Source organism: Acinetobacter sp. DL27, assembly GCF_055810995.1.
Genome location: NZ_CM147947.1, coordinates 827,788 through 843,042, shown reverse-complemented (window position 1 = coordinate 843,042; position 15,255 = coordinate 827,788). Strand labels below are relative to the sequence as shown.

Annotated in this window: 15 protein-coding genes and 1 pseudogene; 5 read left to right on the top strand and 11 right to left on the bottom strand. The window is 42.0% G+C overall.

The genetic code is table 11. The annotated features are described in order from the left end of the window. Positions 1 to 244 precede the first annotated feature (244 nt). Positions 245 to 1,639: an APC family permease gene (locus AC0KVP_RS04025; protein ID WP_005400375.1), complete on the top strand. Its 1,395-nt coding sequence runs from the start codon at positions 245 to 247 to the stop codon at positions 1,637 to 1,639. A gap of 65 nt (positions 1,640 to 1,704) precedes the next feature. On the opposite strand, the gene AC0KVP_RS04020 is transcribed toward AC0KVP_RS04025, so the two are convergent. After that, positions 1,705 to 2,259: a flavodoxin family protein gene (locus tag AC0KVP_RS04020; RefSeq protein ID WP_005400374.1), complete on the bottom strand. Its 555-nt coding sequence runs from the start codon at positions 2,257 to 2,259 to the stop codon at positions 1,705 to 1,707. A gap of 90 nt (positions 2,260 to 2,349) precedes the next feature. Further along, positions 2,350 to 3,131 (bottom strand): annotated as a pseudogene (locus AC0KVP_RS04015) (SDR family NAD(P)-dependent oxidoreductase). A gap of 114 nt (positions 3,132 to 3,245) precedes the next feature. On the opposite strand from AC0KVP_RS04015, the gene AC0KVP_RS04010 reads away from it, so the two are divergent. Further along, positions 3,246 to 3,632 carry a winged helix-turn-helix transcriptional regulator gene (locus AC0KVP_RS04010; protein ID WP_004695464.1) on the top strand — a complete coding sequence of 129 codons (387 nt, stop codon included), beginning with the start codon at positions 3,246 to 3,248 and terminating at the stop codon, positions 3,630 to 3,632. A gap of 24 nt (positions 3,633 to 3,656) precedes the next feature. Here the strand turns inward: AC0KVP_RS04010 and AC0KVP_RS04005 are convergent, their stop codons facing one another. The 9 genes from AC0KVP_RS04005 to rplU all read right to left on the bottom strand — a co-directional run bounded on the left by AC0KVP_RS04005 (position 3,657) and on the right by rplU (position 10,947). Continuing rightward, complete coding sequence (locus tag AC0KVP_RS04005; RefSeq protein ID WP_005400372.1) at positions 3,657 to 4,136, bottom strand: tRNA (cytidine(34)-2'-O)-methyltransferase; 480 nt, start codon at positions 4,134 to 4,136, stop codon at positions 3,657 to 3,659. A gap of 32 nt (positions 4,137 to 4,168) precedes the next feature. Next, a complete protein-coding gene (cysG, locus tag AC0KVP_RS04000; protein ID WP_234964733.1) occupies positions 4,169 to 5,545 on the bottom strand; it encodes a siroheme synthase CysG in 1,377 nt (458 codons plus the stop codon). A gap of 76 nt (positions 5,546 to 5,621) precedes the next feature. Then, positions 5,622 to 6,893: a serine--tRNA ligase gene (gene serS, locus AC0KVP_RS03995; protein WP_004695457.1), complete on the bottom strand. Its 1,272-nt coding sequence runs from the start codon at positions 6,891 to 6,893 to the stop codon at positions 5,622 to 5,624. Between the two features lie 100 nt (positions 6,894 to 6,993). Beyond that, positions 6,994 to 7,806: an RsiV family protein gene (locus AC0KVP_RS03990; protein ID WP_473339143.1), complete on the bottom strand. Its 813-nt coding sequence runs from the start codon at positions 7,804 to 7,806 to the stop codon at positions 6,994 to 6,996. Between the two features lie 131 nt (positions 7,807 to 7,937). Next, on the bottom strand, positions 7,938 to 8,636 hold the full coding sequence (gene lolA, locus AC0KVP_RS03985; RefSeq protein WP_325086322.1) for an outer membrane lipoprotein periplasmic chaperone LolA: 699 nt from the start codon (positions 8,634 to 8,636) through the stop codon (positions 7,938 to 7,940). A gap of 220 nt (positions 8,637 to 8,856) precedes the next feature. Next, entirely contained in the window at positions 8,857 to 9,372 is a 516-nt protein-coding gene (locus tag AC0KVP_RS03980; RefSeq protein ID WP_473339140.1) for a YadA C-terminal domain-containing protein, read from the bottom strand. Between the two features lie 8 nt (positions 9,373 to 9,380). Then, positions 9,381 to 10,094, bottom strand: a complete 714-nt coding sequence (locus tag AC0KVP_RS03975; RefSeq protein ID WP_473339138.1) for a hypothetical protein — start codon at positions 10,092 to 10,094, stop codon at positions 9,381 to 9,383. A gap of 267 nt (positions 10,095 to 10,361) precedes the next feature. Next, positions 10,362 to 10,616: a 50S ribosomal protein L27 gene (gene rpmA / locus AC0KVP_RS03970; RefSeq protein WP_004695443.1), complete on the bottom strand. Its 255-nt coding sequence runs from the start codon at positions 10,614 to 10,616 to the stop codon at positions 10,362 to 10,364. A 19-nt stretch (positions 10,617 to 10,635) separates the two neighbouring features. Further along, complete coding sequence (gene rplU / locus AC0KVP_RS03965) at positions 10,636 to 10,947, bottom strand: 50S ribosomal protein L21 (protein WP_004695441.1); 312 nt, start codon at positions 10,945 to 10,947, stop codon at positions 10,636 to 10,638. 467 nt (positions 10,948 to 11,414) lie between these two features. Here rplU and sdsA point away from each other — a divergent pair, with 467 nt between their 5' ends. The 3 genes from sdsA to AC0KVP_RS03950 all read left to right on the top strand — a co-directional run bounded on the left by sdsA (position 11,415) and on the right by AC0KVP_RS03950 (position 15,238). Continuing rightward, positions 11,415 to 12,392, top strand: coding sequence for an All-trans-nonaprenyl-diphosphate synthase (gene sdsA / locus AC0KVP_RS03960; protein ID WP_473339136.1), 978 nt, complete (start codon positions 11,415 to 11,417; stop codon positions 12,390 to 12,392). 33 nt (positions 12,393 to 12,425) lie between these two features. After that, positions 12,426 to 14,480: a site-specific recombinase gene (locus AC0KVP_RS03955; protein WP_029575090.1), complete on the top strand. Its 2,055-nt coding sequence runs from the start codon at positions 12,426 to 12,428 to the stop codon at positions 14,478 to 14,480. A 146-nt stretch (positions 14,481 to 14,626) separates the two neighbouring features. Beyond that, positions 14,627 to 15,238: a phosphatase PAP2 family protein gene (locus AC0KVP_RS03950; RefSeq protein ID WP_005400364.1), complete on the top strand. Its 612-nt coding sequence runs from the start codon at positions 14,627 to 14,629 to the stop codon at positions 15,236 to 15,238. Positions 15,239 to 15,255: the final 17 nt, after the last annotated feature.

Genomic DNA, 15,255 nt, shown 5'->3' with positions numbered 1-15,255 from the left:
TAGCGACAATCTTAGCCTGATGTTTTTTTAAACATCGGGCTTTTATTTGCCATAAGGAATAATGCTTTCCTTATAACTATTGGCATAAAAACTGCTAAAAAATCTGAAAAAGTTACTGACAAAAGCGGCCAAATTAATGTAGATTGGCGCACTTTTGAAATTAAATACAGGGGGGATCGTTCGTCTCAAACGATCCTTATTAAACATGACTGATCCTTGATCAACGATTAAGAGGATAACGCCGTTGACTAATATTTCTGGGACTCAATCGGCAGCTAAACTGCAAAAAACGCTAGGTCTCTGGCACATCATTATTATTGGTTTAGCTTATATTCAACCAATGACATTATTTGATACTTTCGGTTTAGTATCAGAAGAAAGTCATTATCATGTGCCAACGTCATATATCATTGCTTTAATTGCAATTTTATTCACGTCAATCAGTTATGGTCACATGATTCGTCGCTACCCTTCCTCGGGTTCAGCCTATACCTATGCGCAAAAATCCATCCATCCGAATGTCGGATTTATGGTCGGTTGGTCATCATGGTTAGACTATTTATTGTCTCCAATGGTCAACATCATTCTTGCCGTGATTTACCTTGAAGCCTTATTCCCTGATGTAAACCATTGGGTCTGGGTGGTAGGTTTAACTGCATTTATGACCGCGGTCAACTTACGTGGTGCACGCTTCGTTGCAAACTTTAATGGTTTGATCGTTTTTGTACAGTTAGGTGTGATTGCTTACTTCACGTGGATGGTTTACAGCTTACTTGCTGGTGGCGTCAACGCAGATGGTACTTTGGTCAATGCTAAATATCAGTTATGGAGTTTAGAGCCATTTTGGAATGAGCTTACTTCACTGGGTGCCCTGATTACAGGTGCGACTTTGCTGTGCTTCTCATTCACAGGTTTTGACTCGCTCAGCTCGCTGGCAGAAGAAACAAAAGATACCGAGAAAACACTCCCTAAAGCGATTTTCTTAACGGCACTCTTGGCCGGTGTGATCTTTATTATCAGCACCTACTTCATGCAGATTTACTTCCCGAACGATCCAAAGACTTACTTTGAAGATGTTGCTGCAACACAGCCTGACATTTTACAAGCCGTCGGTGGCGTTGCGTTTAAAACGGTGGTGTTGTACTTCGCGATTGTGACTGTTATGGCATCGGGTATTTCGGCACATGCAGGCGTTTCACGCTTAATGTATGTAATGGGCCGCGATGGCGTGATTAACAAGAAGATTTTTGGTCACATTAGCCCGAAAAGCTTTACACCGTCTTATAACATTCTCATTGTAGGTGCTGTGGCATTAACCGCTGGCTTCATGGACTTAGACATCGTCATTTCGATGATCAGCTTCGGTGCGTTAACTGCATTTACCTTTGTAAACTTATCGGTGATTTCACGATATGCACTACGTGATGGCCGCACAAAGAATATTAAAGATATCTTTAGCTTTGTGGTGATTCCAATGTGTGGATTCCTCAGTATCTTTGCTATGTGGCTAGAAATTGAAGAAACCGCGTTGAAATTCGGTTTATGGTGGGCAATGTTTGGTATTTTATACTTAGGTTATAAAACCAAAGGCTTTAAGCAACCTGCACCACAACATAATGAATTTGACGATCCGCTCTAATCTTTCATTCAAAAAGAAAAAGACGCCAAGTGCGTCTTTTTCTTTTTTAAACTAGAGTTAAAAAACTAGCCCTTAAATTGTTTAGTCATTTTAGCAATACGTTGTGCATAGACTTTTGTGGTTTCGAGATCCCCAGTTGGAATTTCATCCGTACTTGCATCGGATGGTGATTGCACCAACAAGCCTACAGAACCACCCAAATTATTTACATCTTGACGGGTTGCCGTTTTACTATTGGCAGGCAATAAGCCCAAGCTTACCCAAATACCGCCATGCTGCGATGCAAGTGTTTGTAGTTGAATTAAGGTCACTTGCTTATCACCATTTAAGCTTGCACTATTGGTAAAGCCACCGAAAATTTTATCTTGCCATGCACGAGTAAACCATTTTTTTGAAGATGCATCGGCAAACTTTTTAAATTGCCACGGTGCAGTACCCATATAAGTTGGTGCACCAAATACAATTGCATCAGATTGATCCAATGTCTGCCAATCTTGCTCTGAAATGTCGCCATTTGGGTCAATCTCCACCAAATTTGCACCAATTTCTTGCGCAAAAGTTTGTGCAATCACTTTGGTATGTCCATAGCCTGAATAAAAAACCACTGAAATATTCGACATTTTAGTTTCCTCTTTTGAATCACTTGATTGGCATTGCTTCGTCAAGCATGACGCTGCGTAAACCATTAAAAATAAATAGTATGAAATATCTTAAACACTTGCCTGATCGGGCTTGAGCTTCACATAACTTGCAACTTCAGCGCTTAGGCCCTGCTTCAACTGCTGGGTCTTTTCACCGATCAAAACTTCATAAGCATTTTGCTCGATGCCTTGAAATATTTCTTGAGCTGCTGTTTCTGGCGCAATCTTCGGAATGGGTAATGAACGAGTCAGATCGGTGTCAATAAAACCCACATGCACCCCCATGATCTGAATATTAAATTGAGACAACCACTGACGACTTGAGTTGGTATAGGACCATGCTGCTGCCTTAGAAATGGCATAACTGGTCAAAACAGTGCTTGGCTCCCAAGATACATCCGAGAGAATATTGACCACATAAGCCTGTTGGCTCTTTTGCAAGATCGGAGCAAAAATTTGCGTCACCCGCATCAAACCCAATAAATTAGTTTCCAAAATCTTTTGCGTAGTCGTAATGATATTGGCTTGACAGGATGCTCATTCAAAAGCGCAATGCCCGCATTATTCACAAGAATCGTGGTATCTGCGCATTGTTCTGCTGCCTGCTGAATAGATGCTTCGTCATTTACATCCAGTTGAATCGGGGTAAGCCCCTTTTCCTGAAAACTCCCAATCTGGCGCATACCCGCATAGATCTTTTTAGCGCCCTGACGACGTGCCTCCCGAGCGATGGCAAGTCCTAAGCCACGATTCGCACCCGTAATAAAAACAACAGCCTCAGAAACTTTCATTATGTGATACATCCAATTGCCAGTATTTTGCGAAAGCGTAGTCTGATGACAGCGCTGCATTAAGTCTGTATTCATGATACACTTATGAAACCTAGTATCAATTAGTTACCACTTGGTAACTGGTCAAATACAAGGTATGAAAAGCAAAAAAGACAGCTTGAGGATCTTTGTAAAATGAATAAGCCAATGAAATTTAATATTTTTCATCCAGATTGTCCTGCTCGTCTTTTTTTTGAAAAATTTGCAGACAAGTGGATTTTATTGATTGTGTATACGCTGGATCAAGAGTCGCAACACTTTAATGAGCTCAAGAAAAATGTTTTAGGTATTTCACCTAAAGTGCTGTCACAAAAATTAAAGATCTTAGAGCGCGATGGTTTTTTGACGCGAACCATTCATGAAGACAACGTGATTCGAGTGGAATATGCGTTAACCGAGATTGGCAAAGACTTTGCTCAAAATGCCTATCAAATGAAAGATTGGGTCGAAGCCAATATGCTTAAAGTTTTAAAATCCAGAGCTGGATTCGATCAAAAGCTAGAAAAAACAGAGCCCGCTTAAGCGGGCTCTGTCACAGTAATTTGATTAGGCTAAAGGCTTAAAACCCTGCTGACGCCATGCTTCATAAACAATCACGGCTGTCGCATTGGATAAGTTCAAACTGCGCGAGTTTTCAGCCATTGGCAAACGAATCCAATGCTCTTTTGGAAATAACATACGAACCTGTTCAGGCAGACCACGCGTCTCAGGTCCCATGAGTAAAGCCACGGGACGATTCAAATCCGAAGTATGCGGCGTTTCCGTTCCTTTGGTGGTTAAAGGATAAATCGCATTTATATCGACACCTTTTAGGGCTAAATTTGCTAAACACTCATCGAATGTTTCCCAAATTTGCATGCGCGCCCACTCATGGTAGTCCAAACCTGCACGTTTAAGTTTTTTATCATCCAGTTCAAAGCCGAGAGGCTTAACCAAATGCAGCTGCGCTCCAGTATTGGCACATAAACGAATGATATTGCCTGTGTTTGCAGGAATTTCGGGCTCGTATAAAACAACATGGATCACAGCTTTTCTCTACTCTTTCAATATGGCAATAATTAATCTTGCCACTGTAATTGTTCACGCAAGCTTACTACATCACCAATGATGGTCAATGTAGGCGCTTGAATATGATTTTCTTCAACTTTTGATGCGATATCCGCTAAGGTCCCGACCAGCACTTTTTGTTCTGGCGTAGTACCTTTCGAGATCAAAGCAACAGGCATGTCTGGGCGCTGGCCATGCTCAATTAACTTTTCACAAATTTTCTCTAAACCAACTAAGCCCATGTACAGCACAAGCGTTTGATTCTGATAAACCAACTCATCCCACGGTAACTCAGGCGAACCTTCTTTTAAATGGCCCGTAAGGAAACGCACACTTTGCGCATAATCGCGATGTGTCAACGGAATGCCTGCATAAGCCGAACAACCCGAAGCTGCCGTAATTCCTGGCACTACTTGAAATGGTACACCTGCTGCAAAAAGCTCTTGAATTTCTTCACCACCACGACCAAAGATGAAAGGATCACCACCTTTTAAACGGCAAACACGTTGACCTTTTGAGGCATATTCCACCAGTAAGGCATTGATGCCTTCTTGCGGTACAGCATGGTTAGAACGGGCTTTACCCACATAAATTTTTGTTGCATCGCGACGGCAGAGTTCCATAATCGCAGGAGAAACCAAACGATCATAAATCACCACATCGGCTTGTTGCATCAAACGCAATGCTTTGAGGGTCAGCAACTCAGGATCACCTGGACCTGCACCAACCAAATATACCTCACCTTTCGGCGTTTTCCACTCCAACAGCGCTTGCTCGATTAAACGATCTGCTTCTGCAAGATTGTCATGAAAAACCTGTTCTTTCAGGGGGCTTGCATATAAGTCTTCCCAAAAAACACGGCGCTCGTCAGGATTGGAAATCTTCGCTTTCACCGCTGCACGCCATTTTCCTGAAAACTCAGCCAGCTTACCCATCCCATGTGGAATGCTGGTTTCAAGCTGGGTACGAATTTGGCGAGATAAAACGGGGGATGTACCATTGCTGGCCACTGAAATCACCAAAGGTGAACGATCGACAATAGCAGGAACCATAAAACGGCAATGTGGTGGATCATCAACACTGTTGACCAGTATTTTCAGCGCTTCACAGTCCTCAAAGACTTGGGTATTCACCGCATAATCATCTGTCGCAGCAATCACTAAACGATAGTCATTGAGTTGAATCTGCGCAGGATATAGCGCTTGGATATATTGCCCTTGGCTTTCTTCAACCAGTTGCAATAAATTTGCATCAATATCAGGAGCAATGATATGAATCACTGCCCCTGCTTTATGTAACAACACTGCCTTACGGTAAGCAATATGCCCACCACCGACAATCAGACAAGGTTGCTGTTGCAACTTTAAAGAGATTGGAAAAATATCCACACACGACCTCAATGAGTTTTATCTGACTGTCTTAAAGCAATTATTGTGCACAAAATTGTGCCATACATCGACTTTATTAGTCGATGTACTCAGCACCGCCCATATAAGGACGAAGCACAGTTGGAATTTCTATCGAACCATCAGCACGTTGGTAGTTTTCCATGACCGCAAGTAAAGTACGGCCCACAGCCAAACCTGAACCATTCAGCGTATGCACAAATTCAGTTTTCTTTTGGTCTGCACGGTAGCGTGCTTTCATACGACGCGCTTGGAAGTCACCCATGTTTGAACATGAAGATATTTCGCGGTATGTATTTTGACTTGGTACCCAAACTTCAAGATCATAAGTTTTAGTTGCACCGAAGCCCATATCACCACCACAAAGAATGATCTTACGGTACGGCAAACCAAGTGCTTTCAAGATCCCTTCAGCATGACCTGTAAGCTCTTCAAGCGCTTGCATTGAGTCTTCAGGTTTAACAATTTGCACCATTTCAACTTTGTCGAATTGGTGTTGACGAATCAAACCACGCGTATCACGACCGTATGAACCTGCTTCACTACGGAAACATGGCGTATGCGCTGCATATTTCAATGGTAAACGGTCTGCATCAATGATTTCATCACGCACAAAGTTGGTTACAGGCACTTCCGCAGTTGGAATGAGGTAATACTCTTTTTCACCTTGTAATTTGAATAAATCTTCTTCAAATTTAGGCAATTGGCCTGTACCACGGAGTGAGTCAGCATTGACTAAATACGGCACATAAGCTTCGGTATAACCATTTTCTAAGGTATGCGTATTCAACATGAACTGGGTAATCGCACGTTGTAAACGAGCAAGTGGCCCTTTGAGCACGCTGAAACGAGAACCTGTCAATTTGGTCGCAGTTTCAAACTCAAGACCACCCATCCACTCACCTAAGTCAGTGTGATCTTTAATTTCGAAGTCAAACGTACGCGGGGTACCCCATGTGAGGATTTCCACGTTATCGCTTTCGTCTTTTCCTTCAGGAACAGACTCATCTGGCAAGTTTGGAATGCTGAGTGATTTTGCTTCAAGTTCAGCTTGTAATTCAGACAAAGCGACTTCTGCGGCTTTGATTTCATCACCAATCGCTGACATGCGCGTCATAATTTCAGATGCATCACCACCAGCTTTTTTAATTTGGCCAACTTGTTTTGCACCCGAATTACGTTCAGCCTGAAGAGATTCAGTTTTGGATTGAATCTCTTTACGGCGAGCTTCTAGTGATGCCCATTCTTCAACATTCAGTTGTACACCACGTTTTGCTAAGGCTAAATTTACAGCCTCAATATTATTTCTGAGTAATTTCGGGTCGATCATAGCCAATCTTTTGCAAAGAAAAAAACTGGCTATAGTGTAAGCGCTTCAGGCCGAAAAATACAGTCACGCGATCACTAGCTGTGGCTTATTACAGCAATTTTCATGGCTTTTCTTTGCTCGCTTTTTCTCGTTCAGCTGCATAATCGACAAAACTTGGCAAATATTCCGCCTTAATTAAGCCGCTGGCTTGTTGATACGGTAAAACCAATTCAGACATCCCTTCTGCATAAGATGCTAATTCATATAATGGATAGACAAACACCACACCTTTGGCACTCATATAATAATTATCTGTCAGCTTCAATTGCTCTCGTGAAATATTATGATCGGACAGCCACATACTATTGGCACTATATAATGCATCTAATAATTGCGATTCAGTCTTGTCTACCACGATCTCACTCAGTGCAACACGTTTTTTCTTTGCCAAATCTAAGGTGATGTATTCGTTGTGATACATGCCATGTGCGGCACGCGCTGGGTAGTGATAATACATCAAAACAAAATCAGCATATTTACCACGCTGCGCCACATAACGGACATCAGACAAAGTTTCACTGAGCATGTTTTCATCAATCTGTGGCTTAGCCTGCTTTGAGCTTTCAAACGCCACAGGATTGGCTTTTTTCATCCGCTCATCAAAATATTGATTGATCCATGGAACATTAGTTTCCACGCTGTACAGCTGGTATTTGGTGCACCCTTCTTCATCACAAGCAATAGAACGCGCCAATTGTAATGGTCGAACTTTTGCCTCTATCAATGGCAAGGTCTGCGCGACATGAGCTGGTTTAGTTGTCTCTTCACTTTTTGCAGCGTTACTGTCATTTTGTGGCTGGCATGCGCTGAGCAATCCCGCGCACAACATCATTGCGAAGACAGATCCAATTTTATTGTTATGAAGTAATATCATGATTTACCCGCAGTTACGTATTCAATAGCTCAGACTATACAAAGCACAGCCATAACTTCCCACCACGTTATGTAACTGAACGTGACCCAATAAAAAACCACCCGAAGGTGGTTTTAAACAACAGACTCATTTTATTGGTCAATAATATCTGTGCCTTTAGGCGGAGTAAAATTAAAGGTTGAAGGTGGAATATTGGTATTTACCTTGGTGTTATTAAAACGCACATAGGTGGTTTGTCCCAAAGAATCTTCTAAGATCATTAACGTCGGCGCATTTTTCGCACCAAAACTGATCGTTAAACTTTGAAACGCACCATCATCGCTTTTTGGGTACAGGGTATAGTAAGTTTTGCTCTGATTTGGTTGCGTAATACGGTATGACTTACGAATCTGTTCCGTATTCCCTGACAATAATAGTGCAGGGGTATTCGCCACCTGTTCATCTAAAGTCTGACGAACTGCTTGCTGTAAGTCTGGATCATAAATCCAAACCGTTTTGCCCGAAGTCACAATGGTTTGTTTTGCAGGGCTTGTGGTTTCCCAATAGAATTTCCCTGGACGCTCAACTTTCATCACCCCTTTAAAGGTCTGATTCATGTGCTGAGCAGATAAACCTTGTTTCTTCGGTGCTTTAGATGAATTTGTGACTTTGGTGGTTTGCTCAAAGTTAGAACTGATACTTTGAATACCACTCAACTGTTTCACTAAACTCGTCGTGGCTTGTTGCTCCGATGCTGCAACCGGAGCTGCAAATACTGTACTGCTCATAACAGGGCCAAGTGTTACTACACCTACTGTCATTGCACATAAAGTCTTACGAAGCATTTTCATAATCTCACCTTTTATAATTTGCGCAGTCGCAATTTGTTAGATGAGCTATCTTAAATCAAATTTTATGGCTAATAATTGAGAATATAAGAAGATTTGTATATTTATTGGTGCTTAATGTTGTGAAATATCCATCATGATGAAGATGAGATGTGTCCTTTATACATAGAAAAGCCCCTAAATCAATAGAGGCTTTTCTAACTGAGGTTAAGAATTATCACTGTCATTTCCATTGCCAACCAATTGCTGCACCTGCACCGAAATCACCTTCGCTATTGGTTGTCACAGCTACTTTGTATACATATTTGTTACTTTCAGTCACACCACTGAGACCAAAAACATAACCTTGCTCACCTTCCCATGTACCCACACCGGCACTAAACATAGTGTAGCCAGCATCTGTCGGTTGCGGTAAAGATGCTATCGCAATACTTGATGCAACTGCTGCATAGGTTCGATCTTCGAGTTTTCGCATGTCTCGGTTCAAGGCATTTACACGACTATCCGTATAAGCATTTGCTTGATTGAGGGTTTGTTGCCCAACTTGGTTCACATAAGTTTTTGCTTCATTCAGGATGTAGGTGTCAGCAGCATCCATCACTTCTTTAGAGATCCCATTGGTACCGTTTGTACCTTTAAGACTTGCTAACCATTGAGTAATGCTGCCCTCAAAACCATTACCAACTGCAACATCATAAGCACTAAAACCTGTTGCACCAGTCATCCCTGTGTTACCCATATCGCCTTTTAAGCTAGCGAGCCATTCGGTGATAGTACCGTCAAAACATTAACTTGCGCAACTTGATAAGCATTATATCCTGTCGCTCCCGTTTCACCTTGGATACCTTGTTCGCCTTGTGCTCCAGTTGCCCCTGTCTCACCTGTGGCACCTTGGATACCTTGTGCACCCGTTGCTCCAGTATCGCCTCTGTCTCCTTTATCACCTTTGGCTCCTGTAGCACCTGTTGCACCTGTTGCACCTGTTGCACCTGTTGCACCAGTATAACCCCTGTCTCCTTTATCGCCTTTGTCGCCCTTATCTCCTTTGGCGCCAGTTGCTCCAGTATCGCCTTTCACACCTTGGATACCTTGCTCACCCTTATCGCCCTTGGCTCCTGTGTCGCCTTTTTCTCCTGGGATGCCCTGTGGTTCCTCTGGAACTATTGGTCCTTGTGGTCCCATAGAACCTGAAGTTCCAGAACCGTGTCCATGTCCGTTACCATTTCCATGTCCGTTACCATTTCCATGCGAACCATGACCATACCCATTTCCGTTCCCATGTGACTCGTGTCCTTGTCCCTGCCCTTGATGATTATCTCCCTGAGTTGCCCATGCTGCATTCCCCATGGCCAATAAAATACTCAACAACAATAATTTCGGAGTAAGTCTTAGATTCGTAACAACGCCGCTATTCTCAGTGTTTGATCTATAAGAAATACGCAACGCTGTCTCTTTCATCATATGGTTTTTTTCAATTTGACTGTTTTGTTTTGTAACAACCATATAGCAGCAGGATTTTTCCAAGACTTTTGTGAATATTCTGTTCATATCTGTCTACCTTTCTTTTAGTTTTGTTTTTTTACTACACTCCTATTTTTTGTGATGTATATCACTATTTATTGGTATTTAGTGCTTTAATCAAAATATAAAAACACAAGAAAAATAAGCTAACAATATGAATAGACGAAAAAAAACCCACAAAACTGTGGGTTTTTTTACTATTAAAACTTACGCTTCAACAGTTACGTAGCGACGGCCAAACTGACCTTTCACTTCGAATTTTACTACGCCGTCAGCGGTTGCAAACAAAGTATGGTCACGGCCCATACCAACGTTTTGACCTGCGTGGAATTCTGTACCACGTTGACGAACGATGATGTTACCAGCAGTCACAGATTGACCACCGTAAATTTTAACACCAAGCATTTTAGGGTTCGAATCACGACCGTTCTTAGTCGAACCACCGGCTTTTTTAGTTGCCATGTCTCATTACTCCTCGTGATTAGCCTGAAATAGCTGTAATTTTCAACTCAGTGAACCATTGACGGTGACCTTGTTGTTTACGGTAGTGTTTACGACGACGCATTTTTACAATACGGATTTTGTCGTGACGACCATGGCTAACTACTTCAGCAGTTACAGTAGCACCAGCAACAACTGGAGCACCGATTTGAATGCTGTCACCATTTACTAGCATTAATACGTCATCAAACGTAATAGTTGCGCCAGTTTCAGCTTTCAACAATTCAACTTTAAGGGTTTCACCCTCTACAACACGGTGCTGTTTACCACCGCTTTGGATTACTGCGTACATAATGTACTCCAAACATGCCCGTGTCGTCGTGCCGATAAAGGAATATATCGATCTTAATACGAACGCCACTGGGGTTAATCAAGGGCAAGGATTTTAAGTGATATTGACTCAAACAACAAGAGATTTGCCGAACTTATTAGACTAAATTAACGATTATTTAATAATCGAGAAAAACTCAATCAACAAATTACAGTTCAACTCTTGCTTGACTTTGCTTACAATGAAATAGATTTTTAAAATCAATCCGCTATAGTATGGATGAATTGATTTTTAAAATGTAAATAAGCCTACAAATGCAGTACGCTTATACATTGGGGAAATAAGGAACTGTCTTTCGTAAAATATAGCCTCGCACGCTAGCGAGTCTTATTTATGATTGAAATGAATCATTTAGACATGTATCCCTATTTACACAATACTGGTAATGCTGATTTTTATCACTTTATATAGATGAGGCCGCTCTTCAAATGACCATCGACTTTAAGCAAGATATTCTCGCCCCTGTAGCTCAAGACTTTGCCACGATGGACACATTTATTAATGAAGGCATTACCTCTAAAGTGGCATTAGTCATGGCGGTGAGTAAACATGTGGTTGAAGCAGGTGGCAAACGCATGCGTCCCATTATGTGTTTATTGGCTGCCAAAGCCTGTGGTGCAGAAGACTTGGAACGCCAACGTAAACTTGCTGCAATCATTGAAATGCTGCATACCGCAACCTTAGTCCATGATGATGTGGTTGATGAATCTGGCTTACGTCGTGGTCGCCCAACGGCCAACGCGACTTGGAACAATCAGACCGCAGTACTGGTGGGTGACTTTCTAATTTCACGTGCCTTTGATTTATTGGTCGATCTCGGTGATATGACCTTACTCAAAGATTTTTCGACAGGGACTTGTGAAATTGCCGAAGGTGAAGTGCTACAACTTCAAGCACAGCACCAGCCTGAAACCACAGAACAAACTTATTTAGATATTATTCACGGTAAAACGTCACGTTTATTTGAACTGGCAACTGAAGGGGCTGCCATTCTTTCTGGGGCACCGCAGTACCGTGAACCGCTGCGTTTATTTGCAGGCCACTTTGGCAATGCCTTTCAAATCATTGATGATATTTTGGATTACACCTCAGATGCGGAAACATTAGGTAAAAATATTGGCGATGATTTAATGGAAGGTAAACCGACTTTACCGTTAATCTCAGCATTGAAAAATACAACGGGTGAAGAACATGACATTGTTCGTCGAAGTATTGCGACAGGTGGAACAACAGATCTTGATCAAGTCATTGCTATCGTAAACAGTTCTGGCGCACTAGATTACTGCCGACAACGGGCGCATGAAGAAACCGAAGCCGCACTTCAAGCATTACAGGCTTTACCTGACAGCCAATATCGTCAAGCACTGGTCAATTTAACCAAACTGGCTTTACATCGAATTCAATAACAAATGATGCTTTAAAATGTTTTTAACTTGCCTATGCATATAAAATTTAATGATCTTTTCTCTCAAATGCAGCAACAGCTTGAACAACCTCAAGCTGTTTTAAATGATCAACTTTTAATTGAGTTGGTGGAGCGTATTCGTCCAATAGATGCGTATCAAACCGATGAAATCCATCAAAAATTTCAAGCGCTCATTCAAGCATTACTCATCACTCCCGATGCCGCATCGACCTTACAAAGCTTTGTTCTGCGGCTTATTTCCCAATATAAACAAACCAGTCTTTATGCCGATACAGGCATCTTGTCTTTAGATGGGTTTTGGAACCAATTGTCACAGCGTTTAGGGGCACATTTTCTCCCACTGATTAATGATGAAACTCAACTGCAAGATTTAGTCCGTCGCGTTTTCCCCAACCGAAGTGATAAATATTGGCTCGATAACATCCGAGACAGTGACTGGCTACAACTGCTGAACCTGCTCAATCACGGGCATGCCAATCAAAAAGAAAAAGTCAAAATTCGCAGTGAAGTGATTAAAGCCATTACGGTGTTGTCTTATCGGATTAGTGGTATTGGTTTATATCCAGAGTTTATTAATGCGCATCCTGAGCTGACCGAATATGAATCGCCTTTTTTAGTGCAGAACCGCGAAATTGTCGAATTCATTCAACAGTATAAAAAGGCACATCAAGAAGCTGAAACCTCGAGTGTGGTTGCCCCACCCGACGCCTCTCAAGCACTGGTCATGATTGAGCAGTGTCGTGATGTGGTATTGAAAATTCGCCGTGCGACCAAACGTATTGGGGTCAGTGTCAGTTTAACCTATCTGATTTCCTTACTTGAGCAATGCTTAGACCGCGTCGAACTGTTGCTCAATTTAATTGTAGAAGAAGGCGAAGCACACTATGAAGCGGTGAGCCTGCTCTTGGTCGACATTACCGCTGCGATTTATAGTGAACGGAGTGTACGCTCTTTACTGACGACCAATAGTGAATTGATTGCTTTACAGGTGACTGAAAATGCCAGTAAAACGGGCGAACACTATGTAAGTACAGACAAACAAGGCTTTTTAGCCATGTATAAGTCCGCAGCCGGTGCCGGTGTCATCATTGCAACCATGGCCACCCTGAAAATATTGTCTGCACGGATGATCATGGCACCGCTCATGCAAGCCTTTGTTTACAGCATGAATTACTCATTGGGGTTTATGTTGATTCATGTGTTGCACTTTACCGTGGCAACCAAACAACCAGCAATGACAGCGGCGGCACTCGCGGCAACAGTACAACAGCGCAAAGGTTCAAAAACAGCGCAAATTGCTGAATTAGCAGCGCTGATTATTAATATTATTCGCACCCAATTTATTGCTATTTTGGGCAATATCTCAATTGCCATTCCTGTTGCCGCGTTTATTACGTGGGCATGGGCAACTGGCATGCATGAACCGCTACTCAACCATGCAAAAGCGGCGAAAGTCTTACATGACTTAAACCCTTTTACCTCTTTGGCCATTCCGCACGCCGCGATTGCGGGTGTCTGTTTGTTTTTATCGGGACTTTTGGCGGGTTATTTTGACAATATGGCGGTTTATCGCAAAGTTGGCCCTCGTTTAAAAGCACACCCTCGTCTCAAAACCATCATGGGACAAGAACGGCTCGATAAATTTGCAGGTTATATAGAACGTAACTTAGGTGCGTTGGCGGGTAATTTTCTGTTCGGGATTATGTTAGGAAGTATGGGAACCATTGGTTATATTTTGGGTTTACCCCTAGATATTCGCCATATTGCCTTTGCTTCAGCAAACTTCATTCAAGGCCTGATGAATATTAATGGTAGTCCTGAGATTGGCTTGATTATTGTATCTTTCCTCGGAGTACTCGCTATTGGTCTGACGAACTTATTTGTTAGTTTTACTCTCACGATTATTGTGGCTTTACGTGCACGTCGGGTCCGTTTTGAACAGTGGAAACCGTTAGCAAAATTGGTTTTAACCCATTTTCTAACGCGACCAAGTGACTTCTTTTGGCCACCCAAAGTACCTCTTGAAGTTGATGAAAGTTCGAACAATACAAAACACCATACAAAATGATTTTGTACCCATTTTGAGCTCTTGTTACACTGTAAACAAAATTTTATACATGATTAATCAACACTTGAATTAAAGTGTACTGATGAGTACACTTTAACCCAGTAAATAACCGCGCTTAAATCGGTTGAAATGACACGAGTTCCAGCATGCCTTACTTGTTGCTTTTTATCGGTATTATTTTATTTATAATCAGTGTATTAGCTCTAAGCATTCAACCACTCACCGCTTTAGATCTGGCGATGGTCGAATGTTTCAGCACATTAAGAACTGAGCCTATAGATAAACTTGCAATACTTTTATCGGCACTCGGTGGCATGCCGTTTGTATTATTTCTAACCACTCTATGGTGTTTCCATCGTGCATGGTATAAAAAGTATAGAGATGTTGTTTTTATTGGTTTAGGCGTTGTTGGAAGTATTGCTTCTGCTTGGCTACTTAAATTTCTAATTTCAAGACCACGCCCACCAGAAATGTTTCACCTAGTGACGAGCTATGGTGCTTCCTTTCCGAGTGCGCACAGTATGTATGCTGCCACTTTGGCGTGTCTTGCCATTTTCTTAAGTCGACCATTTCCTGCACATCGTTATGTTGTATGCATTGCTATTTTATGGATGCTGATGATGGGAATTTCAAGAGTCTATCTTGGAGTACACTTCCCATCCGACGTTCTCGCAGGTTGGAGCATTAGTATTATCTGGATTTCACTGCTTTACATCTTGTGTGGCAGATATACCCAATTAAATACACATTATTTTTAGATAAGAATCTAATCGAG

Bases quoted from the DNA above. Each gene is read 5' to 3' on its own strand.
- AC0KVP_RS04020 (WP_005400374.1), bottom strand. From the start codon at position 2,259: ATGTCGAATATTTCAGTGGTTTTTTATTCAGGCTATGGACATACCAAA.
- AC0KVP_RS04010 (WP_004695464.1), top strand. From the start codon at position 3,246: ATGAATAAGCCAATGAAATTTAATATTTTTCATCCAGATTGTCCTGCT.
- serS (WP_004695457.1), bottom strand. From the start codon at position 6,893: ATGATCGACCCGAAATTACTCAGAAATAATATTGAGGCTGTAAATTTA.
- AC0KVP_RS03990 (WP_473339143.1), bottom strand. From the start codon at position 7,806: ATGATATTACTTCATAACAATAAAATTGGATCTGTCTTCGCAATGATG.
- lolA (WP_325086322.1), bottom strand. From the start codon at position 8,636: ATGAAAATGCTTCGTAAGACTTTATGTGCAATGACAGTAGGTGTAGTA.
- AC0KVP_RS03980 (WP_473339140.1), bottom strand. From the start codon at position 9,372: ATGGGTAACACAGGGATGACTGGTGCAACAGGTTTTAGTGCTTATGAT.
- AC0KVP_RS03975 (WP_473339138.1), bottom strand. From the start codon at position 10,094: ATGATGAAAGAGACAGCGTTGCGTATTTCTTATAGATCAAACACTGAG.
- rpmA (WP_004695443.1), bottom strand. From the start codon at position 10,616: ATGGCAACTAAAAAAGCCGGTGGTTCGACTAAGAACGGTCGTGATTCG.
- rplU (WP_004695441.1), bottom strand. From the start codon at position 10,947: ATGTACGCAGTAATCCAAAGCGGTGGTAAACAGCACCGTGTTGTAGAG.
- sdsA (WP_473339136.1), top strand. From the start codon at position 11,415: ATGACCATCGACTTTAAGCAAGATATTCTCGCCCCTGTAGCTCAAGAC.
- AC0KVP_RS03955 (WP_029575090.1), top strand. From the start codon at position 12,426: ATGCATATAAAATTTAATGATCTTTTCTCTCAAATGCAGCAACAGCTT.
- AC0KVP_RS03950 (WP_005400364.1), top strand. From the start codon at position 14,627: ATGCCTTACTTGTTGCTTTTTATCGGTATTATTTTATTTATAATCAGT.